The 21,853-nt window shown below is 39.6% G+C and carries 13 protein-coding genes; all 13 read right to left on the reverse strand.

Going from position 1 to position 21,853, the window contains the following annotated elements:
* Nucleotides 1-20: 20 nt before the first annotated feature.
* The gene (locus tag V2H41_RS11720; RefSeq protein WP_330975346.1) at nt 21-3,353 is read right to left on the reverse strand and encodes a SusC/RagA family TonB-linked outer membrane protein; all 3,333 of its coding nucleotides are present in this window, start codon (nt 3,351-3,353) and stop codon (nt 21-23) included.
* A gap of 26 nt (nt 3,354-3,379) precedes the next feature.
* The gene (locus tag V2H41_RS11725; protein ID WP_330975347.1) at nt 3,380-4,030 is read right to left on the reverse strand and encodes a DUF3826 domain-containing protein; all 651 of its coding nucleotides are present in this window, start codon (nt 4,028-4,030) and stop codon (nt 3,380-3,382) included.
* A gap of 167 nt (nt 4,031-4,197) precedes the next feature.
* The gene (locus V2H41_RS11730) at nt 4,198-6,597 is read right to left on the reverse strand and encodes a glycoside hydrolase family 2 TIM barrel-domain containing protein (RefSeq protein ID WP_330975348.1); all 2,400 of its coding nucleotides are present in this window, start codon (nt 6,595-6,597) and stop codon (nt 4,198-4,200) included.
* Between the two features lie 41 nt (nt 6,598-6,638).
* Nucleotides 6,639-6,911: a hypothetical protein gene (locus tag V2H41_RS11735; protein ID WP_330975349.1), complete on the reverse strand. Its 273-nt coding sequence runs from the start codon at nt 6,909-6,911 to the stop codon at nt 6,639-6,641.
* Nucleotides 6,912-6,938: 27 nt separating this feature from the next.
* Nucleotides 6,939-7,727 (reverse strand): glycoside hydrolase family protein, encoded by a 789-nt coding sequence (locus V2H41_RS11740; RefSeq protein WP_330975350.1) that lies wholly within the window; start codon nt 7,725-7,727, stop codon nt 6,939-6,941.
* Nucleotides 7,724-10,438, reverse strand: a complete 2,715-nt coding sequence (locus V2H41_RS11745) for a family 78 glycoside hydrolase catalytic domain (protein ID WP_330975351.1) — start codon at nt 10,436-10,438, stop codon at nt 7,724-7,726. Before V2H41_RS11745 ends, V2H41_RS11740 begins: the two co-directional genes overlap by 4 nt.
* Nucleotides 10,439-10,460: 22 nt before the next feature.
* Nucleotides 10,461-13,283, reverse strand: coding sequence for a glycoside hydrolase family 95 protein (locus tag V2H41_RS11750; RefSeq protein WP_330975352.1), 2,823 nt, complete (start codon nt 13,281-13,283; stop codon nt 10,461-10,463).
* Nucleotides 13,284-13,291: 8 nt separating this feature from the next.
* Nucleotides 13,292-14,848 carry a glycoside hydrolase family 28 protein gene (locus tag V2H41_RS11755; RefSeq protein ID WP_330975353.1) on the reverse strand — a complete coding sequence of 519 codons (1,557 nt, stop codon included), beginning with the start codon at nt 14,846-14,848 and terminating at the stop codon, nt 13,292-13,294.
* Between the two features lie 24 nt (nt 14,849-14,872).
* Nucleotides 14,873-17,608 carry an alpha-d-galacturonidase gene (locus V2H41_RS11760; protein WP_330975354.1) on the reverse strand — a complete coding sequence of 912 codons (2,736 nt, stop codon included), beginning with the start codon at nt 17,606-17,608 and terminating at the stop codon, nt 14,873-14,875.
* A 6-nt stretch (nt 17,609-17,614) separates the two neighbouring features.
* Nucleotides 17,615-18,670 (reverse strand): Gfo/Idh/MocA family protein, encoded by a 1,056-nt coding sequence (locus V2H41_RS11765; RefSeq protein WP_330975355.1) that lies wholly within the window; start codon nt 18,668-18,670, stop codon nt 17,615-17,617.
* Nucleotides 18,667-19,698 (reverse strand): L-rhamnose/proton symporter RhaT, encoded by a 1,032-nt coding sequence (locus V2H41_RS11770; protein ID WP_330975356.1) that lies wholly within the window; start codon nt 19,696-19,698, stop codon nt 18,667-18,669. The genes V2H41_RS11765 and V2H41_RS11770 overlap by 4 nt, the downstream gene beginning before the upstream one ends.
* Before the next feature lie 73 nt (nt 19,699-19,771).
* Complete coding sequence (locus tag V2H41_RS11775) at nt 19,772-20,623, reverse strand: amidohydrolase family protein (RefSeq protein ID WP_330975357.1); 852 nt, start codon at nt 20,621-20,623, stop codon at nt 19,772-19,774.
* A 43-nt stretch (nt 20,624-20,666) separates the two neighbouring features.
* On the reverse strand, nt 20,667-21,848 hold the full coding sequence (locus V2H41_RS11780; protein ID WP_330975358.1) for a CaiB/BaiF CoA transferase family protein: 1,182 nt from the start codon (nt 21,846-21,848) through the stop codon (nt 20,667-20,669).
* Nucleotides 21,849-21,853: the final 5 nt, after the last annotated feature.

Below are 21,853 nucleotides of genomic sequence, written 5' to 3' on the forward strand. Positions count from 1 at the left end.
AAAATTATCAAATATTGTTATTAAAAAGTGGCGTTAATTCCCAATGACCATGTACGCAATGTAGGATAAGGCACTTTAGGATCATCATACATATTGCGATACTTGTCAGGATAAGGATTGTAAAAGTCCCAAAGGTTAAATCCTGCTAGATTAAATCTCAATGAGCTCATCCTTACTTTTGATGCAATTGATTTAGGAACCGTATAGCCTATAACCAAACTACGCATAAAACTTCTGAAGGTTGAAATTTGCCAGAAATCTGAAGGAGCGCCATTCTGATCATAATAAGCCAGATTGGGCCATTTACCATTAGGGTTATCCACTGGGTCAAACATATCATTCAAGTATGAAGCATGAGACCAAATAATATTTGTAGAGCCGGTACCTTGTTTGATATAATCGATTCTTCTATAGCCACCCCATGAGGTAGCAATTTGAGTAGTTAATGAAATAGACTTCCATGACAGTCCGATATTGGTAACTAGTCCATAAGATCTTCTGCTTCCCAGTGGAACGAAGTCCTGCCCATCTTTTTCAATTCTTCCGTTAGGTCCTGCAATAGTTTCTGTAGCGGCATCCAAAGGCCCTGCAATATCCTGATAAGCCAACATACCTTTTTTAATTAAAGACTTATCCGTAATACCCAGATAGGAAGGTGTAGTTCCGGCGGCATTTGCTAAATCTGTGAGATACTGCCAATAAGCGTCAATATCTGCATCGGTACGCAGCAAACCGTCGCCTCCTTCATTTCCTTTCCAGGTCAGGAATCCGTATGTAGGACGTATAGTTGAATAACCTTCTCTATTGCCGTATTGAGAAGGATAGTTAAAGGCTACAGGAAGCCATTTGGTGATTTTATTATCACCGGTACCAAAGTTCAAGCCGATCGAATATTCAAACTCTCCTACTCTATCTTTCCATGTAGCACTGATTTCAGAACCCCAAGATTTCACCGCACCGAAGTTTTGCTCGGCAAAACCACCACCAACCGAGATAGGAACTCCTACTTGATTAGCTAATGTCATCAGCATATCGTAGTTGTGATCCCAGTATCTGTCATAAGTAATGGTTAAACGACTATTCAATACAGATACATCAACACCAATGTTTTTCTTGATGGTTTCATCCCAAGTCATATTGGGGTTGGGCTCGGCATTAGGAGTTAAAGCTGCTACTAACGTACCCCCACCATTTTTTCCAAAGCCCATACCTTTATCAGCTGCATAAGTATATGTCTGCATCCATCTCCATGCCTTTACATTATCCTTACCCGTTTTACCTATAGAACCACGAATTTTCAAAAAGTTTACCCAGGGTACATTTTCTTCAAACCATTTTTCTTTCGACACTACCCAACCGGCAGATACCCCTGGGAAGAAACCCCAATAGTTCGCTGGAGCAAACTTGGTAGAAGCATCGGATCTGAATACAAACTGCATCAGATATTTACCATCATAGTCATAGTTCACTCTTCCCAAATAAGCAAGCGTACCACCTTCAGACTTATACACGTATGTGTTGGAAGGGTTCAATGTTCCTGCAGAAGGTGAAGAACCATTAAATCCGCCCGGAACAGGTTGATCATAAATTACAAATTTCTTTTGCCAGTTTTGAATGCCTTTCTCCACCGAAGCCATTGCAGAAACATTGTGCTTACCAAATCTTCTGTCATAATTGATAAAGAAATTGGACTGTTGTACTTTTCCTATTTCATCTGCAAAACGAACAGTAGATCTATTATTATTCATTGCCACATTCCAAGTTGTAGAATCGGAATATAAATGGTATCCCATGGCATTCGTGTTGGTTGCCGCTGCCAGACGGATTCCCAACATTGCCTGTTCATTATTATTGGTAAAATAATTAATACCATAAGTGGCTTTCAAAGACAATCCTTTAATAAAAGGAACATCATATTGTAATGAAAATACGGTACTGTAAGCCTGATTATCATCAGCAGTATAAGATCCACTATTAAGCAGTGCAAAATAGTTCCATCCTGAAATATTATTTTGTCCCGAAGGGTTGGTTTGCACTCTATGTGGCCCTAATGCAGGTGAAACATATTCTCTAACTCCATTCACAGTATACTCCCACGGAATGTACTTGGGCATATGCAATAACACCGCATAGTCCGTCTGTTCCGACCCTGAAGTATAAGAGCCTTCATTGATTGAAATCTTAGTAAATGATTTCTCTACTTGTGAGTTGTTGGCAGCAAGTGTAGCAGAAAGTTTTAAGTTATTTGCCACTTTAACGTCAGTTCCCGCACGGAAAGACCATTTATTATAATCCTGAGTACCCAGATTGGGCTTTTGCGTGTAATATGCTGCACTCGCAAAATATGTTGCACGTTCAGCGCCCCCACTCACATTTAAGGAGTGTTGCATGGCACCACCAGGTTTCCATGCCTCACGCAACCAGTCGTAGTTTAGCGACTTCATGGCCTCTAGTTCTCTTTCATCGAAAAATGAACTGTTCGAGCCACCGGAGGCGCGGAAAAATCTGTTTGAAAAAATTCCATGCTCATAAGCAGACATTGTCTTTCCAAAACTTACAGCATCATTAAACTCAAATTTCCCAGAATAAGCAATTTTAGGTGCACCAATTTGACCTTTCTTGGTTTTAACAATAATAGCACCTTGCGAAGCACGAGAGCCATAAATGGCTGCAGCAGCATCCTTTAATACGGTAATGCTTTCCACTTCGTTAGGGTCCAAAGTATTAAACTGATTTAACGTGGGAAGCCCGGTGTTGGGATCTATCTGAATGACATCATCAATAATCACCAACGGCAGCTGACTGCTTCCATCTTTACTAAAACCAAAGACTTGACGGATGCTGAGTGTAGCATTTTCTCCAGGTCTTTGACTACCACCAGTTACACTCAACCCCGGTATTTGGCCTTTCAAAGCTTCTGCAATACTGCTTACAGGCAGATCTACAATTTTATCCATGTCTACAGTAGCCACAGCACCTGTAAGATCACTTCTGCGTTGCGAGCCATAACCGATAACAACTACTTCATCCATGTTGCTTTTCAAACTAGTCATTCGCAATCGAATAGGCTGATCCAAATTATCAACTCGAGTTTCACCGAACTGATATCCTACGTGTGAATACTGCAGCACTGCACCTCCAATAGGAAGATTCATTGTAAACTCTCCTTTAGAGTTGGAAACTGCACTTTGGGGTCCATTTTTTACCTTAATAGTAACGCCAGGAATAGGAGCATTTGTAGAATCATCTACAACCATTCCTGTAACAGTTCTGGTCTGTGCTTCTGTATTTACATATACACAAGCGAAAAGCACAAAGAAACAAGCAATTTTTAAGAGGCGCTTAAAATACATATGGTCTTATCGTTTTAATATTTATGCTAGTTTAAATTTTGCTGTTTTACTCTTTCCTGCCAGTCTTTACTTTCTTTATTCATATCATACCCTCTTGCAGACAGAAAATTATTAATCCTACCTTTATACTTTCCAAACCACTCATGTTTTTCTTTGCTAGAACCTGCGGCCATAGCATGCTCTCGAGCCTCTACTAAAGCCGCATAAATATATTCGCGTTCTTCTTCCGTGAGCCTAGGAATCATTTCTAGATATCCCTTATAGGTAATGGGTAATACGTTATAAGTCATCCCATTTTTTATTTGTTCTATCTGCTCCGGACTAACTTCTGTGGAAAGTGCTGCAACAAACTGTTTATTAATTAAAGCACGCTCCTGTTCAAACAGTGTGGTAATGCGTGTTTTTTCTATTTCAGCTTCATTTTTATCTGCAATATTAGTTTTGATAGCAGTTAGGGCATTAACTTTTCTCTCATCAATTTCTTTAATAGCAACATATTCCTTTGCAATTAGTTCTTTTACTTTATAAAATTTAGTGGAGTCGGTTATATTAAGAGCGGCCGCAATTTTACCTGCACGTTCATTCGCTATACTCCAATATTCATCACTCGTAACTGACTGTGCATTAGCAATCGTTACTATAAAACACCAAATGTGAATCGCTAAAACTTTTTTCATTTTGAATGGCATAGCGCGATCGTTACATAATAAAGCATAAAATTAGACCGCTTGTATACCTTAAGCAATGCAAGGTTTAACTATGAAAATGGAAAATTTTACTATTCAGCGCAAACGTTTGCGAAAATTCTATAATAATTTATTTTATCAATATGATATTTTATATGCTACTTTATCCGAATAGTCGCAAAAGCAGGGATAAGTCCAGCAGAAGTAATTTTAATATTAGCCACCCCAGGACGCAATCCTTTGATAATCGCCAATGCCATACCTTTATAAGCGTGATGCACTGCATCTCTCATGGAATTTAAATCTGAAGGATTCCCATTATCCATAGCCTCTACTTTCGCTGCTCCTTCGACCTTCACGCTAATTAAATGCGCTGCATCGGGAACTAAATTGCCCTCTTTATCTAATACGCGAATCGTGATAAAAGATAGCTCGTTATTTTTACTATCAATTATAGAATTCTCAATTGTAGCTTCGAGCTTATAGGGTGTTCCTGCTGTCCGGATAGTTTTTTCCAACACTTTCTTTCCTTCATGATCGTAGGATACAGCTTTTAATTCTCCTGGCTCGAATGGAACTCTCCACATCACATGAAACACTGAATCGGATTTGGATTTGCGTCCTAATGATTTTCCATTTAAAAACAACTCAACAGTTTCCGCTTGATTATAATACGCTTTTACATCAACCAATTGCCCGAGCTCCCAATTCCAGTGGGGATAAACATGTAACACGGGTTGACTAGTCCATTCGCTCTGATACATATAGTATACGTCCTTAGGTAAACCTGCTAAATCCACAATTCCATAATAAGAGCTTCGTGCAGGATAAGGATATGGCACGGGTTCTCCCAAAAAATCAAATCCACTCCATACGAATAATCCTGATAAATAATCATGCTTTTTGATGATGCGCCATGTTTGCTCATGGCTGGATCCCCAATATGCAGTCACATTGTCGTAAGCAGACACCGTATAATCAGGATTGCCATTTTCAATATACTTAAACTCCGAGCTCGGTGGCCAAAATCTTAATGAATCTGAAGGCATATCATAATGACCTCGACTGGCCAAACCCGAAACAACTTCGGAAGCAATAAATTTTTCACCGGGATAATTTTTAGGAAAATCTTCATAAGATTCAATATGATAATTGAAACCTAACACATCCAAAGCTTTTGACTGATATATCATATTTTTATCCGGCCTATTTTCGCTTAAAGCACAAGTTACTGGTCTTGTTGTATCTAATGCCTTAACAATATCTACCAGTTTCTTGGTTAATGTAATCCCTGTGGAATCGAACTGTTCTCTAATTTCATTACCGATACTCCACATGAATACACTAGGATGATTTCTATCGCGCTTCACCATGTGTTCTAAATCCCGCTGATGCCATTCATTAAAAAATCTGAAATAATCATATTTGTTTTTCTTTTTTGCCCACATATCAAAAGCCTCATCCATAACTAGAAATCCCATTTCATCACATAAATCCAGATATTTCGCCGCCGGAGGATTGTGCGAAATACGAATCGCATTTACTCCCATCTCTTTCAGAATACGTAACTGCCTTCTTGCTGCCGACTCATTAAAAGCTGCACCTAAAGCACCCAGGTCATGGTGCATACATACGCCCAAAATCTTTGTCGGGTTACCATTCAGGTAAAATCCTTTATTAGCGTCAAAATGAAAATAACGTATACCAAACCTGCTTTCCCATTGGTCTAATAACTTTTTCCCCTGATATAACTTAAAAACAGCTTTATACAAATAGGGATGCTGAGGTGACCATAATTGCGGATTTTGAAGCTTGCCTCTAAACAAAAACGTACTATCGTTTTTGCCTCTAGCCTCCGGAAAGATTGTTGCCACTAATTTGTTGGTACTATCATACACTTCCCATTTAGCGAAAATATTATTTGAAAGTTTGGCATTTTGAACTGCTGCTTCCGCAAAAAGCTGCACTTCATTATTTTTTCTTTCAGAATTATGTAGGAAGATACCCCATTTAGCAAAAGCTACCTTATTAGTAATTACTAAGTGTACATCTCTATAGATGCCGGAACCACTATACCATCGTGAATTAGGCTGTTCTGAGTTATCTACGCGCACAGCGATAACATTATTTCCAGGTAGCAGATAGGGGGTCAATTCATAATAGAACGCTGTATAGCCATAAGGCCATTTGCCCAAATAATGACCATTGATCCATACCTCACTATTCATATAAATCCCATCAAACTCTACATACACTTTAGTGTTTTCCTTTTCTATAGGTAAGCTAAAGCTTTTACGATACCATGCAATGCCACCCGGTAAAGCCCCTCCAGCATTGCCCGCAGGGTGAATAACATCAAAACTCCCCTCAATACTCCAATCATGGGGAAGTGCTAGTTTTCTCCAATTGTTATCATTATACGATGGGAGTTTATATATCGCACTATCATGTAAAATGAACTTCCAGTCTTTGTTAAAATTGATAACCTGCCTAGGAGCTTGCCCTTTTCCTTGTAGCATTATGAAAATAAAAATCAATATCAATATAATCTTATTCATTTCTAATCTATAATAGGTTTTATATACAAATAATCTAAACTTTAAAAATGCAAGCCACTTTTTCCTTTATCTACAGAGGTTGCAACAGCAATACCTCTATTATCATCTTCATCCACAGCACAATAAAAATGGTAAACCACACCTTTATGTTTCAACACAAAAGATTTATGTGCAAATTTTTTATCATAATGCTCAGACGAGTTTATTAAATCCTCTCCGTCCCAGTCGGTCCAATGAATAAGATCATAAGAACAGGCAAAACGATTAAAAGCATCCCGTTCTCTACCCTTCCAAAAAGCACCAAAGTAAAACATAACCCACACATCGTCTATCTTCTGAATTTACGGATCACCAGTTATACCTCTGGAATGATGTACTATAGGATCCTTCAAATAGCGCTTCCATGTTATCATATCACTAGAAACAGCCATGCCTATTCGCTCATACCAACGCGTTGCTTTGTTATTAGGCAATGAGTCCCCCACTGCATTATAATACATTACAAATGGATAGCCGGTGTGTTTCTTTTTATCCTTTATAACATAACTCTTAAATAATTTATTACGATTCTCCCACCATCTTACATCATTGTCCGATGATGACAATACTGGCCTTTCAGAAAGCTCCCATGTAACAGGCTTTACAGGTTTTAGAGTAGTAGATGCCACTCCTATTGAAAGTGGTTCCGGCTCATATCCCTCTGAAGCACCTCCAAAATAAGACATCCAGTAGCGCTTACTATATTTTTGCAATTTATAGTTACCTCCCCATTTCGTATTCACCAATGCATTATATCCGGCTTTTTGAACGGCATCCCATCCATTCTGGGTAAACGCCAGCTGAACACCTAAAGTTTTCCAGTGCAATAAATCTTTACTAGAGGCCAACCATGTTTCATACCCTTTCCCATCAAATACGATATAACTCATATACCATGTTTTGCCGAAGCGGTAAATTGTAGGACAATCTACCTTTTTCCCCTTTTGAGGGGGCAATACTACAAGACCGTATTTGTATGGAGTTTTTACCTCCTCGTAAATCTTCTGCATCACCTCTTTGGGTACAGACTGTGCTCTTAGAGTCCCTACAACACATTGTAGTAGCAGGTATAGTATCAACTGGTATTTCATCCACGTAAACGCTTTTTAGCCGAAACAATAAACTTATATTCCCCCGATCCTACTTTTACAGGTTTCTTTTTATATTCTTCAGGGAAAAAGATGGTTGCAGTAGTATTTGACGGGATTGATACTTCTAGACTAAAACGTTCTTTATCTTTTTTCCACGCTACTGCAATTATGCCCTGAATGGATCTATAATGGGCTTTTGCTTCCTTAATATCACCCACAGGCTGAGGTCGGATTTCAATAGTCCGAAATGCAACAGAACCTTCCACCTGCCGGATACCACAAAGTCCGGAATACAACCACTCCATTAAATGTCCCAGCATGAAATGATTGTTAGATACGAAGGGATATGCTTGCCAAGATTCCGTTAACGCTGTGGCGCCATGTGTTATCTGATAGCCATACCCCGGTACGTCACTACGATTATTCATTCTATAAATAACATCATTGCGACCATACTTTTCCAACACTCTCAAAACATATCGATAACCAATATCTCCAGCAGTCAATGCAAAACCTCGCTGCTCAATATCAGTAATCAGATTATGTAAAACATCTTGCTGATAACGTTCCTCTACTAATCCCATATACAGGGCCATAGCATTAGCAGTCTGACTACCGGTCGCGTATTGTTTTGTTGTTTGATTAAAGAACTTTTTATTGAATGCTACTTTTACTTCTGCAGCCAAGTTTCTATATCGGGTAGCATCCGCAACTTTACCAAGCAATGTAGCAGTTTTTTCGAGGATCGTGATATCGTAATAATAGATTGCCGTAGCCGTAATTCCCTGTGGTGTTAATTGAGCAACTCCCGGTCGATTGGGTCCTATATCGAACCAGTCTCCTAAACCATGTGATAATATATGATCAGATGATTTGTTTTGCAGATAAGCCACATATTTTTTCATCATGTCATAGGCTTCTGCCAATGTTTTTTTATCACCAAACCATAAGTAATGATACCAAGGTAAAATCACTGCTGCGCTACCCCACTCGGGCGACTCATCAAATGGTGGAGTGAATCGCGTATACTCTGGTGCTATTTCTGGAATTTTACCGTCGGGATATTGTGCGTACATCATATCCCGAATAACTTTCCTATTCAACGCAGCAATATCAAAATTATACTGAACAGAACTACCCATTAAATGCGTTTGTTCTAACCATCCTAGCTTTTCACGATGAGGGCAATCTGTATACACACTTACCATATTGCTTTTGATGGCCCATAGAATTAATGCGTGTGTTTTATTAAACAACTCATTAGAACAACTAAAGTGGCTTATTAGTGGGGCCGCATTTCGAATATGCAGTCCTCTTATATCTTTAATTAGCGGCGCACCTTCTTTCAATGTAATGCCATCAGGGACAGCGTTCTCGACCTGTAAATAGCGAAATCCGTAATAAGTAAAACGAGGTTGCCATTGTTCTTGTCCATCTCCCTTCAACACATAAGTATATACATGTAGTCCACCACTGCCCTTTTGATTAACAGAACCATCATCATTCAAGAGTTCGGCAGGAATTATCCTCACGGTATCACCTTTTCTCCCGGATACTGTAATAGATGGTATACCCGAAAAATTTTGTCCTAAATCAAAGACCCATACATGTTGTTTCAATTGTCTTCTCGAAACAGGAGTAAATTGTTCGAATACTTTCAAGGGTTCCGATAGCTGGGCATGAAGCATAGAAGGCCCATCTGTTTCTACAGCATTCTTCCATGAAGCATCCTTAAAATTGGCTTCATTCCATTTCGGCTGTTCTAGATTAGCATCATAATCCTCTCCTCCATAAATGCTGGAAAAATATATGGGTGAAGCACTAGTTTTCCAAGTACTGTCAGTAACAATAGCTTCACTGGATCCATCTGCATACTCAATGAAAAACTTTGCAATCAATTTGGGATAACCATATGCCCCAGTCATTTTTCTATAACGCTCTCCCGGTATATAGTAAAACCCATTTCCCAGCCAAACACCTATGGCATTCTCACCCTTTCTTATTTGATTTGTAACATCAAATGTTACGTACTGTGCATGCTTCGAATACTGTGTCCATCCCGGATCCAAGAAATGGTCGCCTGTTTTATTTCCATTGACATACATTTCAAACTGCCCTAATCCACAAATAAATGCTGTAGCGGATTTTACAGTCTTTTTAATTGTAATCGTTTTTCGAAACAAGGGTAGTACATTAGGCCTCTTACCCCATTCTTTTTTTCCGTTACCATGCACTAGAGGCAGAAAAATGTTGCTATCGGGCAGTATATCGTAGGCAATCCAGTGAGCATTATCCCAATCGTTTTTATCCAATAATCCCATTTGCCAATAAGCAGTTTTGCTGTATGAAGAGGAGCGTCCATTCTTGTCCCATATCATGACACGCCAGTAATACTTTTTTGCAGACTGCAAAGGACTTCCCTCATAATAAACCTGACCCTGCGGATTAGTAGATACTTTCTTAGAATCCCAAATATTACCCACACCTTTAGCGATTAATGAAGGGTCGTCGCTTACAATAATGCGATAGGCCGATTGCAAAACATTTTTACTTTCAGACTTTATTTCCCATGTTAATATGGGCTGAGATTCGTCTATACCCAAAGGATTTATGCGATAGTTGCAGCGCAAATTGACAGCCTCTATGGGCTGTGCCCCTAATTCTGTAGCTATACTAATGCCAATAATAAATAATGCGAACCACCTTCTCATTGAGATATAATATTAATCAAGATTACAACTGTTGTAGTGCTGCACTAAACTTATACACACCACCTTTTACAGTGTTGACTGCAACTTCCTTACCCTGATAACGTAATTTTAATGGCATTCCGGCTTTCGAGTGCACTATTACATATTGCAATTGTCCGCTTTTCCAATTTATCTCTACTTCAAAACCTCCTCGGGCCAATAATCCTTTAACCCAACCATTACTAAGAGCTGCAGGTAAGGCTGGTAATACTTCTAAAAAACCTGCGTGACTTTGCAAGAGCATTTCTCCTAAGCCGGCAGCACCGCCAAAATTTCCATCAATCTGAAAAGGAGGATGTGCATCAAAAAGATTAGGATAACTTCCAGCACCACCCTTAACGGGGCTCAACAGCATCTGAATTAGTTTATATGCTCGTTCAGCATCTTTGAATCTTGCCCATAAATTGATTTTCCACGCCAGACTCCATCCTGTTGCTTCATCTCCTCGATAAACAAGCGATTGTCTTGCTGCTTTCATCAGTTCGGGTGTCTGTTCCCAATTGATTTCACTTCCGGGATATACAGCCCATAAATGAGAGAGGTGTCTGTGCTTATTGGTAGTGTCATCCACATCCTCCATCCATTCCTGCAACTGACCGTAACGCCCTATCTTATTCGGAAAAATACTGTCTACTTTATTTTTGAGCGTGTCTCTAAATTCATCATCCTTTTTCAAAATCTCACTTGCTTTTATCACTGATTGAAACAGATTTCTGATTAGTTGATGATCCATGGTGGGGCCAGCAACCAGCCCTCCGTGTTCAGGAGAATTAGACGGAGCACTTATTAAATAACCTGTTTTGGGGTCTTTAATCAAAAATGCATTGAAAAACTGCGCTGCACTTTTCATTATCGGATATGCCGTTTGCTCCAAAAACTTTTTATCCAACGTATACAGATAATGCTGCCATAAATGATCACATAACCACGCAGCTCCACCAACCCATATACCATGATTAGCGGCATTGATTGGAGCAGTACCTCTCCATAAATCTGTATTATGATGCAATACCCATCCCGGAGCATTATAATATTGCTTGGCCGTCTCCGTACCCGTTACTGCAAGTTCTTTGATCATTTCAAATAAAGGTTGCTGCATGGGCGACAAATTCAATAAATCGGCAGGCCAATAATTCATCTCCAAATTTATATTGGTAGTATACTTGCTCCCCCAGGGCGGTGATAATAAATCATTCCATATGCCTTGAAGATTGGCCGGTCGGGTCCTAGGCCTTGAACTACTAATCAACAAATAACGACCATATTGAACATACAAAGCCAGAAAAGATGGATCATCATTATGCACGAATGCTGCCAATCGCAGATCTGTGGGCTTCTGCTGCTGACGCAGACGCTGCGCCTCATTACCTAATGCAATGAAGAAAGTATTGAAATATTGCTGATATTCTGCAATATGAGCCTTTCTAATATCTGAAAATGTGGATTGCTGTACTTTATCAATTATCGATCTGCAGATGCTATCTGGTTGTCCGGACACATCATTATAAGATACAAAATTAGTTGCTGCAGTGAGATAAAGCGTTGCAGTATTAGCATTGGATATAACAACCTTTTCATTACACACATCTATCCTGCCACCATCAGTTTGCACCATTAAATAGCTTACACCATATAATGCGCCATGCTTTACTGATACAGTAAGTGCTACAGTATTAGCATTAATCTTTTGTAATGAATATTTTTTATGAGGGCTTGATAAACCTGCGGCAAAACTTATGGCTGCATTTTTGTTTGCACTTAAATGTACTACCAAGGTTTGCGAAGGTGCACTTGCAAAATATTCACGCTTGTAATGGACACCATTATAATCATACTGAGTGGTAGCAATAGCATTGCTTAAATCAAGAGACCGCTTATAATTACTAACCGCAGCGATATTTATATCAAAATCCAAGTTTAAATCGCCAAAGGGCTGATAAGAAGCCTGATATTGTCCTACTGGAGGGGGATCATCATCTTGAATATAATATTTCCACTCGCCGTTTAAAGAAAGTTTTTCTGAAACAATACTTCCTTTAGGATATAATCCGATATGTTGTGTGGTATCTTTATATCCAAGTATTCCACCTTTACCGGAGAAATTGAGTACTAAAATTGCGATGCTATTTTTCCCTTTTTTTAAAAGCGATGCCGGAATCTCGTAACGGCGCGCTTGTGTATTATATTGCGAACCAACAAGCGCTCCATTAATATAGGTAAAATCATATTCACTAACTCTGTTTAAATCGAGTATCAAATTTTTCCCTTCCCACTCCTTAGGTAATTGAAAATAATAACGAAACCATACGGCACCATCCATTCCTTCAAACCCCTGTACCTCCCACCCTTCGTAACTGGGCACTTTTATTGTCTTCCATGAAGCATCATTATAGTTGTATTGAGATGGATTAGCGTTTTGCTTCAACACGGCAGTAACATGCTCTATCCATGCTTCTTTATCGCCTTCAGCAGACTTAATTCCCATAAATTCTCGCTCGGCTAGCTCCTCTGCCTCACGTTGTTTACCAGCGAATAACAGATTTCGTATAGAGTCCAAATACCGCCAAGCATTTTGCCGGTTATAGTTACGTACTGAGCCTGTCCATAAAGTTTCTTCATTAAATTGAATGCGATCCTCGTCTATACCTCCAAATATCATAGCTCCTATGCGTCCATTGCCTATGGGCAACGCCTCTACCCATTTTTCTGCAGGCCGATGATACCATAGCTCCAAGTCTTGTGCCATGGAAGTATTCACCAAAATTCCGAATGTAAAAGCCAATATGACACGGACGAGTTTCTTCATAATATTTATTAGTGAAATTTCACTTCTTGTTTCAATACTTCATTTTCTATTGATACTGCATCCTCCTTAAAAAAATTATCTGCAAGATTGATGTTTTGAGATGCCGCGCCGCTAACCTTTACATACAGCGCTGTTTTTTCAAACGGCCATAAATGTCTTAATAAAGCGTTCTTTGTATTATTTAAGGAGATTACAGGTGTATTAGTATCCGTAGTCGTACTCTCAAGATTGCTGACGAGCAGTCGATCTGTATTTATTACACTCAATGCACTTCCTTGTTGTGCATTCACCCTTACATCACGTAATTGAATGTCTTTGGCGTTTTTTATAATAATGCCTCTCTGTGTTTGAAATACCGCATTATGTAAACTAATTTCACTTACTGGCATTTCGTCAATACCATTGATATACATGGCATCTCTAGCATAGGCTGTTATATTACTCAAATGTATATTTCTAAACTTGGGTGTACGCTCCGAAACTGGCTCAGGGGTAGACTTTGCATATTCCATATCCAACACAATTGCTTGATCTCTGATATTCTTCATCACAATATTATCTACACGAATATCTTCCACAACACCACCCCTACCACGTACGGTTTTCAAACGAATTCCTCTATCTGTTCCATCAAATACACAATTGCTAATGGTAATCTTTCTTACTCCTGCACTCATCTCACTACCAATAACTACGCCCCCATGTCCATCCAGCATAGTACAATTGGTTATAGTATAGTTTTCGGCGGGTCTATCTTTGGTCCTACCAGGTAGATCCTTTCCTGATTTAATAGTAATACAATCATCCCCTACGCTGATATAACAATCACTAATACGCACATTGGAGCAGCTTTCGGGATTAATACCATCGGTATTAGGTGCCATGCGTTTGGGATTTATAATAGTTACAGCATGGATTGTTACATTATCACAAAATTCAGGATTGATTGTCCAAAAGGGGGAATTGCGGATCGTAATTCCTTGTATTAATACATTTTTACAATACATGGTTTGAATGAAAGGAGGACGCAGAAAACCTCTTTTCATTTGCTTGGGATCATCGGGTAATAAAATATCCTTATTATTCTCATCAAATAACTGTTGCCATTTACTTCTAGGTTGTCCTTCTTTATATCCTTCAACAAAAGCCCACCATTTTTTTCCATGCCCATCTACTATTCCTCTACCTATAATAGCTATATTTTCCGCTTCATATGCATAGAAAAGTGGTGAGAAAGTTTTTACATCTACGCCCTCGTAGCGGCTTTCCACCATTGGCAGATAATCATCAAAATCATCACTGAAATGCAGTTCGGCACCTGCATCTATAAATATGGTGATGTTGCTTTTCAGATGAATAGGCCCTGTCAGATATTTTCCAGCAGGAAAATATACGGTGCCACCACCAGCCTTAACCGCCGCATCAATAGCTTTTTTAATAGCCTCCGTGGCCTTTGCACTACTATCTCTTTTAGCACCATACTGGGTTACATCATAAAATTGCTGTGCACTAACAAACTGGGCTATCCATACCAAAAACGACAAGATTCCAATTATCTTTTTCATGATACACTTCTTTTACTGATATTTTTACTCAAAGAGCCAATCCACCTGTTTGCGGTTTCCACTTTCATACAAACCTGCATCATGCATTTGCAATGGGGCTTCAGCATCAATAAATCCCAAAATCAAAGCCACGCCATTAGCTAGTTTCAGCGTATTAGTGCCCGCCTTAAAATCGTAACTATGTATGTGTAACTGTGGCAAACCGGGTATTACTATAGCATTAGCTATTTTAGTTTCTGCCTGACCATAATCATTCGCACTAGCGTTTGTTTCCAATTCCGGAGCTTTCAGAAAAGTAGTATCTCTTTTGAAAGCTGCCCTTTGTGGCTGAAAAAAACCCACTAATACTTTAACCGGTTTCTGTACTGTAAATGTGAGCGATGTTCCATTTTTAATTTGTGATGCCCATTTCATTTGCACTCCTTTCAAGCCTTTCAATTCTTTTGAATAGGCTTTTATAGATACCAATGTATCCACAAATGGTTGGGCTAAGGAGTCTATAGTATACCAGCTATAATCTCCCTGAAGCTTTACCGATGCGTTTTTCAATGGGGTAATCGCTACTTCCTTTACCTGGTTGTTATTCTTCAAAGAATCCAATTTATGTTTGAAATGCGACAACTCCTTTTCAAATGGAAGTAATACTTCTGTCCAATGTTTATAGTTCCCGTTGGCACCCCTTAAAGGTATTTTGCGCTGTTGTGTCTGCATACTATTGGCATACAAGTAGGTCTCTTTAGTTAGCTGTGCAAGCTCTTTATAATAGGCTACACTTTTCTCCAACAATGGCAATGCTTTTTCTAAATCGGTTAGGTCTTCAGAATATTTATAGCGCAATACATACAAGGCGGCTTGTGCTTTGTATGCAAAGTGATAAGCCAAAGCTTTATAAGCATATACATCACTTCTTATACGCTCGAATTCTTCCTTATCAGTGGACACCTTAGCGGCAACAGCATCTATTGCTTTTACAGCCTTATCCGCATGATCTTTTACGTCCTGAATTACTTGAACGGGGGTTTCTCCCACATGAGGAACCCCGTTCCACTCCTTATCAGCATAGGTAATGAGCATTTCCCCCTCCGGGGCCTCGCATTCATATAGCAATTCAAATAATCCAAAGCGATAAGGATTAATCAGTTGAGACATGAGCATCCCTAATGTGAGAGTTTGTCGATTGCCATCGGTTATACCGAAACGTCTTAACAATTTAGGAGCTATTTCTCCTGTTTCTTCATAAGCTATGAGAATGTTATTAGCATCCTGCTTCGATAATCCAAATCGATGTCCCAACTGTGCACACCAGAAATCAATCTCTGCTCTACGATCGCGTTTTGCTTTCCATGCATACCGACTCCAGGCTTTATACCACATCCAATCTCTCTCGATCTGCAACAGCCGATCTCCATTCTTCACACGATCGGCACTATAGGGCCAATCCCAGTAGGAAGCCTGAGGATATAAATGCAGGCCATTGCCACCCATAACCTCGTGCATCCCGATTACAGACTCCTGTATAAATTTAGGGGAGGCATAGCGGAAGGGCTCCAGATTAGCCAAGATGTGAACATTCTCGATGTGCACACTACCTAGATTGCTTAATGTTTGATGCAATTCGGCCCATGCACCTCTGGGACGTTGGTAAGTCAATGCTTCTCCATTAAATTTCGCTACGGTATACAAGTTTTTATACAATGGTAAAGCAGCCTTCATTACCGATGGAGCATCCGTGTCATGAGCACGCAGCACTATTGGTGGTTCCTCTTTTTTACCCAGCGCTTTCAATCCATCCTGCACTCCCGGTATAATAGTTTTAGTAAACCACTCTATATCGTCGTTTCCTACACCTTCCATAGCTTCACCCAAACACACCATTAACCCCACATTAGGATATTTTTCAACAAAAGCGGCAATAGACTTTCTGGTATAATCAGCAATTATAGGAATGATGGGGCGTTCGCGTTCTTGAGTTTTTAGATTATGCTTTTCTGCAAACGGTTTAGACACGATGATATTGTAGAACATCTGAATTACCCATATACCCCGTTTATCCGCCTCCTGAGTCAAGAAAGTAAATATTTCCTCATTTTTTTTAAATGTTTCTTCACTTACCTCCACTGCATAGGGATAATCTTTCAATTTTACTAAAGACGCAAAAGGATGGCCATTCCATAGATAAAGCGAATTCATACGATTGTTTACCATAGAATCTAGCACCTGTACCCATAATTGCTTATCGTAGAACCAAGGAAAAGTCTCCGGAGTATAAGGATATTCATACACATCTCTCCCCGGTAAATAATACGGCTTCTGAAGTCCGATACATTGTCCCCGTAGTACCATTTCCGGGGCATCTGTAATATCCAGAAGCTGTGGCAATTCTTTAGTAGTTGCTATTCTATCCGCTAGCTCCAGTGTACCGTATAAAACTCCGGTAGGATCGGAAGCAGTTAGAGTAGTTAATTGGTTGTTGGCTTTTAAAATAAAACCTTCTTTTGGAATTTTAATTGTTGTATCCAGAGATAAACTTATCTGCTTAACTCCTTTTTTGCGATTGTGTTTACGAGAAAAATCGATAAACGAAGTATTATAGCCCGCAGCTTCGAGAGCTTTTTGTAATCGCTCGGCGCCAAATTTTATTCTGGGCACAGAGGTAGAGGGCAATATAATCTCTACCGACTTTTTCGACTGCGCTAGAGATACTACACTGATTAATAGACAAAGAATACCTACAATAATTTGCTTAATGTTTACCTTCATGATTAATTAAATAAGTGTTGACACAGCAATACCGTCCTTTTCATTACTGATATAAGCGGCTTCCACACAGGCCATGGTCATTAATGCATCATCGATGCTATTTTCGGGCTTCTGAATAATACGGGCTTTAGCTCTTTGCATTTCACGCATTGTGCCTATAAAAGCATGCGGAAACCAAGTTCCATGGAGAGGCTTTGTTTTCCATTCAGCTACGCCATCTTCCAAATGGATATATTCGAATGTATCTGGAATGCCGTGTGGATAGTTGATTAGCGCACCAAAACCAATTTTAATAGCACCTTTTGTACCTTCAATTTTTACGTATGACTCCTGTTTCTGAGGACTATAGTTATGATTATGATTGGTATGAATAACAGCCCTCACTAAATCCCCATAATCCATAATAATATTGGACTTTACCGAAGCCAGTTGCAATGCTTGCGGGTGCTTGAAAGTACGTGCTAATACTTTTTTCGGATTGCCTAAAAAAGAACGAATCAAATCGACATAATGAATACTATGATAATTAATTTCCATTCGCTCTTTCACAAACAGGAATTCCCACAAATTCCAAGGTGTATGAACATTTACATACACTTCAATATCCACGATATCGCCAAGCAGTCCATCTGCAATCATTCTTTTTGCTTCAAGAATATAGGGTGCAAAGCGCATCTGAAAGTTGACGCCAGCCTGCAAATGCTTTTGATAGGCAAGTTTATGAATAGCTTTTGCCTCATCAAGGCTTTCTCCATATGGCTTCTGAATAAGCACAGTAGCTTCATCAGGTAGTCGCTCTAATACATTAATGATTTCAGATGCAGGTAGTGCAAAGTCGTAGATAACCTCCGTTCCATTATCGGTCACCATCTCCTCAAGGCTATCATATACCTTTTCTATACCAAATTTCTCGGCAAGTGCTACAGCCTTGGCCGTATTACGATTGACAATCCCCTTTACCGTATAGTTGGCAATTTTATATGCGGGCAGATGTGCATCCGCTACAATACCACCTGCACCAATAATGCATATAGGAATATTGGGTTCGTGTTTTATGTTCATGAGTCAGTCCCTCCTAAATAATTACCGTATGTTAAAACCAATACGGCTACAATCAAAATAAATAATGCTATACCTAGACTCCGTATAGTTGCAACCTTAGTTTGCTTCCATTCTTTGAAAACCAAACCTATTAGGGAGCTCAATAATACCAACATAATCATATGTATGGCCCAGCTGGAAAACTCATATCTACCTAATCTCACATGCCCCAGCCCATAAAAAAAGAATTGACCGTACCACAAAATACCTGTAATCAAGGCCATCAGGTAATTGGTGGTAAGTGCGCCACTAGCATTATCAGTATACTCAGCTAAAGTTTTATTTTTCTTGTGCAAGAATAAAGTGTAACACAGTGTGGTGATAAAAGCGCCGGTATTAGAGAATATATAAACCACATTTACCTGAAAATTACCCGCTCCATAAGCGGCTGCAATATCCGAAATAGGCTTACCTGCATTAATGGCGAAACCGTAAAATGCAGACAGAATGCCTGCCAATATACAAAGTGGTAATCCTTTTCTAAATGAAAATGTATTTTGACTTTGCCCTAAATCTTTTTCTTTTTTATATCCGGCCACACCACAAAAAGCAATTCCTAAAGCGCCCAATAAAACCCCTGTGATAATCCAACTAGCGCCATTCCCTTTTAAAATAGTACTCAGTGATCCATCTACTAACGGCGGTATCAAGGTTCCAAGCACACAGGAAATACCTACAGAGATTGCATAAGTCAACGAGAAGCCAATAAACCTAATTGCCATTCCAAATGCGGTTCCCCCAATGCCATATGCCATTCCTAGTACGAAAGCGTTCAGCATTGCCGAAGCCGGCGCCTCTGATAGTACTTGGCCTAATGAAGGAACGGTGATCCATGCAACAATAATGGGCAATAAAAACCAACAGACAGCAGCTTGCGCCAACCAATAGGTTTGCCAGCTCCACCCCCGTATTTTCTTCTCGGGCGTGTAACACATAGATGCAGAAGCCGCACCTATACCATGAAAGAATATACCCCAAAATAGCTGCATTATGTTTTATTTATAAATTTCTGGTCTATGGCAGAGACCCGGCAAGCGTTGAAATAACAAGTGCCTGAACGAATTATAGATTCAAATTATAAAAGGCAATAGCATTATCGCTATAAATACCTCTGCGAACTTCCTCTTCGCTTATCAAATCGTTAATAGCTTTTTTATAAATATTCCATACAGTTTCATAATCAGAAGCCAGAAGACTTACCGGCCAGTCGCCTCCACAAAAACAACGTTCCGTTCCAAATTCATTTAGTGCAAACTCTATATATGGCTTTACATTATCGGCAGAAAAATTATGCTTACCGGCTGTGGTGCCCATTCCGGAAATTTTCACATAAAAATTAGAATGCTTTGCCGCCTCTTTCATCCAGATTCCCCACTCACCAAAACGCTCATTAGATGCAATGGATGGCTGATTCAAATGATCAAACACCATTCTTAGTTCAGGAACCTGTTCTGCAACTTGCAAAGCCGTTCTAATATGATTAACTTTTATACCAACTACATCATATGGAATACCATGAGTAGCCAGCAATTTTAAACTTTCTATGACCTGTGGTTGTAATAACCATCGATCATCCTGTTCATCATGTATCAAATGACGTACCCCTTTAAAATAAGGTTCCCTGCTAACAACGGTTTCTAGTAATTCGGCCGTACGCTCTACATCTGTTAAAGGTAACCAACCTACAACACCTTTTACCCAGTCGCTGCTCCGTGCTGTTTCCAGCATGAGTTCAGTATCTTCCCATGTAATATCTGCCTGTACAAGTACCCCGCCATTCACACCCGTCGTTTCTATACTGGGTGCGAGCATGTTTAAATCATACGTTGTACGCAATAAAGGATCTGCATGCTCCAACCACGCATAACTCGAACGCTGTAAGTTCCATATATGTACGTGTGTATCGATAATCATAAATGCTATCCGTTTATTGGCGTAAAAATATTACATAACATTATTATTCATCAGATACTGTTTGTACTTCGCTTATATTTTGATTAAGCTTATATTGAGCTTCAATGAGCGCATTATGCTCTCCTAATGCGGGAGCACCCTTACTTCCTGATAGTACTTTACCATTAATTTTTATTGGAGATCGGATAGTTTTTATCGAGAGACCATTGCTAGTTTGCACAACAATCTCCATATTTAAGGCTTTGTACCCTTCTTCCTGTGTTAGTTCCTCATAATTTAGTACTCTTGAGCACCAGATATCTTTAGGCTCAAAAATGCTTAGCCAATAGGAAGTAGTATTTTCCAAAAGACGTTCCCGCAAAAGGGCTTTAATTTCATCCCGCTTGGCGAACCACTCCCTTTTATCTTTATATGCTTTAAGCTTCTCACAACCCGTAAGCTCGGCTAATAATAAAATATCAGCCATTGCTAAAGCAATATAACCATCTTTTGTTTTATAGATTCCATAAGGTGCCGCTACATAGGCATGACCACTATTTATAGCACTTCGCTGAGGAAGCGCATTCCCATCGTTATAAAAACAGGTAAGTGCTTCAAATTGAAAATCGAGGGCACTCTCCAGCATGCTCACCTGCACGAGTCCACCCTCACCGGTGATACCCCGCCGGTACAGTAAGGACAAAATACCCTGCACTAGGTGGGCTCCCGAAAAAATATCAATTACCGAAACACCCATCGGAGTCGGTGCGGCATGGCTACTGTTATTAAGCCATATAATACCTGACAATGCCTGCAATAATAAATCCTGCCCCGGCAGATGTTTCCACTCGCCCGTTTCCCCAAAACCACTCACTGCCGCATATATCACTGAAGGATTAATTTTTTTTACAGCTTCATATCCGAAGCCCAAACGTTCCATAACCCCGGGGCGAAAATTGTGAATCACTACATCTGCGGCTGCGATCAGCTTTCGGATTTTTTCCGCATCCTTAGGGTTTTTCAAATCCGCTGCATAACTTTTTTTATTGCGATTGATGGCATGAAATATAGAAGACTCCCCATCTACAACAACATCCGATACGTATAACTCTCTACATATATCTCCTGTGCCGGGTTTTTCAATCTTAATCACCTCTGCTCCGAAATCCGAAAGGCATAGAGAGGCCGAGGGACCAGATAAGAACTGGCTGAAATCAATAACCACTATGTCCTGTAACAACTTCATATATG

This window comes from Niabella digestorum, assembly GCF_036409055.1.
In the GTDB taxonomy this organism is placed as follows: domain Bacteria; phylum Bacteroidota; class Bacteroidia; order Chitinophagales; family Chitinophagaceae; genus Niabella; species Niabella composti.

What these genes read in the sequence shown, in the direction of transcription:
- V2H41_RS11780 (WP_330975358.1), bottom strand. Translation starts at nt 21,848, where the DNA reads ATGAAGTTGTTACAGGACATAGTGGTTATTGATTTCAGCCAGTTCTTA.
- V2H41_RS11765 (WP_330975355.1), bottom strand. Translation starts at nt 18,670, where the DNA reads ATGAACATAAAACACGAACCCAATATTCCTATATGCATTATTGGTGCA.
- V2H41_RS11730 (WP_330975348.1), bottom strand. Translation starts at nt 6,597, where the DNA reads ATGAATAAGATTATATTGATATTGATTTTTATTTTCATAATGCTACAA.
- V2H41_RS11740 (WP_330975350.1), bottom strand. Translation starts at nt 7,727, where the DNA reads ATGAAATACCAGTTGATACTATACCTGCTACTACAATGTGTTGTAGGG.
- V2H41_RS11775 (WP_330975357.1), bottom strand. Translation starts at nt 20,623, where the DNA reads ATGATTATCGATACACACGTACATATATGGAACTTACAGCGTTCGAGT.
- V2H41_RS11770 (WP_330975356.1), bottom strand. Translation starts at nt 19,698, where the DNA reads ATGCAGCTATTTTGGGGTATATTCTTTCATGGTATAGGTGCGGCTTCT.
- V2H41_RS11725 (WP_330975347.1), bottom strand. Translation starts at nt 4,030, where the DNA reads ATGAAAAAAGTTTTAGCGATTCACATTTGGTGTTTTATAGTAACGATT.
- V2H41_RS11720 (WP_330975346.1), bottom strand. Translation starts at nt 3,353, where the DNA reads ATGTATTTTAAGCGCCTCTTAAAAATTGCTTGTTTCTTTGTGCTTTTC.
- V2H41_RS11760 (WP_330975354.1), bottom strand. Translation starts at nt 17,608, where the DNA reads ATGAAGGTAAACATTAAGCAAATTATTGTAGGTATTCTTTGTCTATTA.
- V2H41_RS11750 (WP_330975352.1), bottom strand. Translation starts at nt 13,283, where the DNA reads ATGAAGAAACTCGTCCGTGTCATATTGGCTTTTACATTCGGAATTTTG.
- V2H41_RS11745 (WP_330975351.1), bottom strand. Translation starts at nt 10,438, where the DNA reads ATGAGAAGGTGGTTCGCATTATTTATTATTGGCATTAGTATAGCTACA.
- V2H41_RS11735 (WP_330975349.1), bottom strand. Translation starts at nt 6,911, where the DNA reads ATGTTTTACTTTGGTGCTTTTTGGAAGGGTAGAGAACGGGATGCTTTT.
- V2H41_RS11755 (WP_330975353.1), bottom strand. Translation starts at nt 14,848, where the DNA reads ATGAAAAAGATAATTGGAATCTTGTCGTTTTTGGTATGGATAGCCCAG.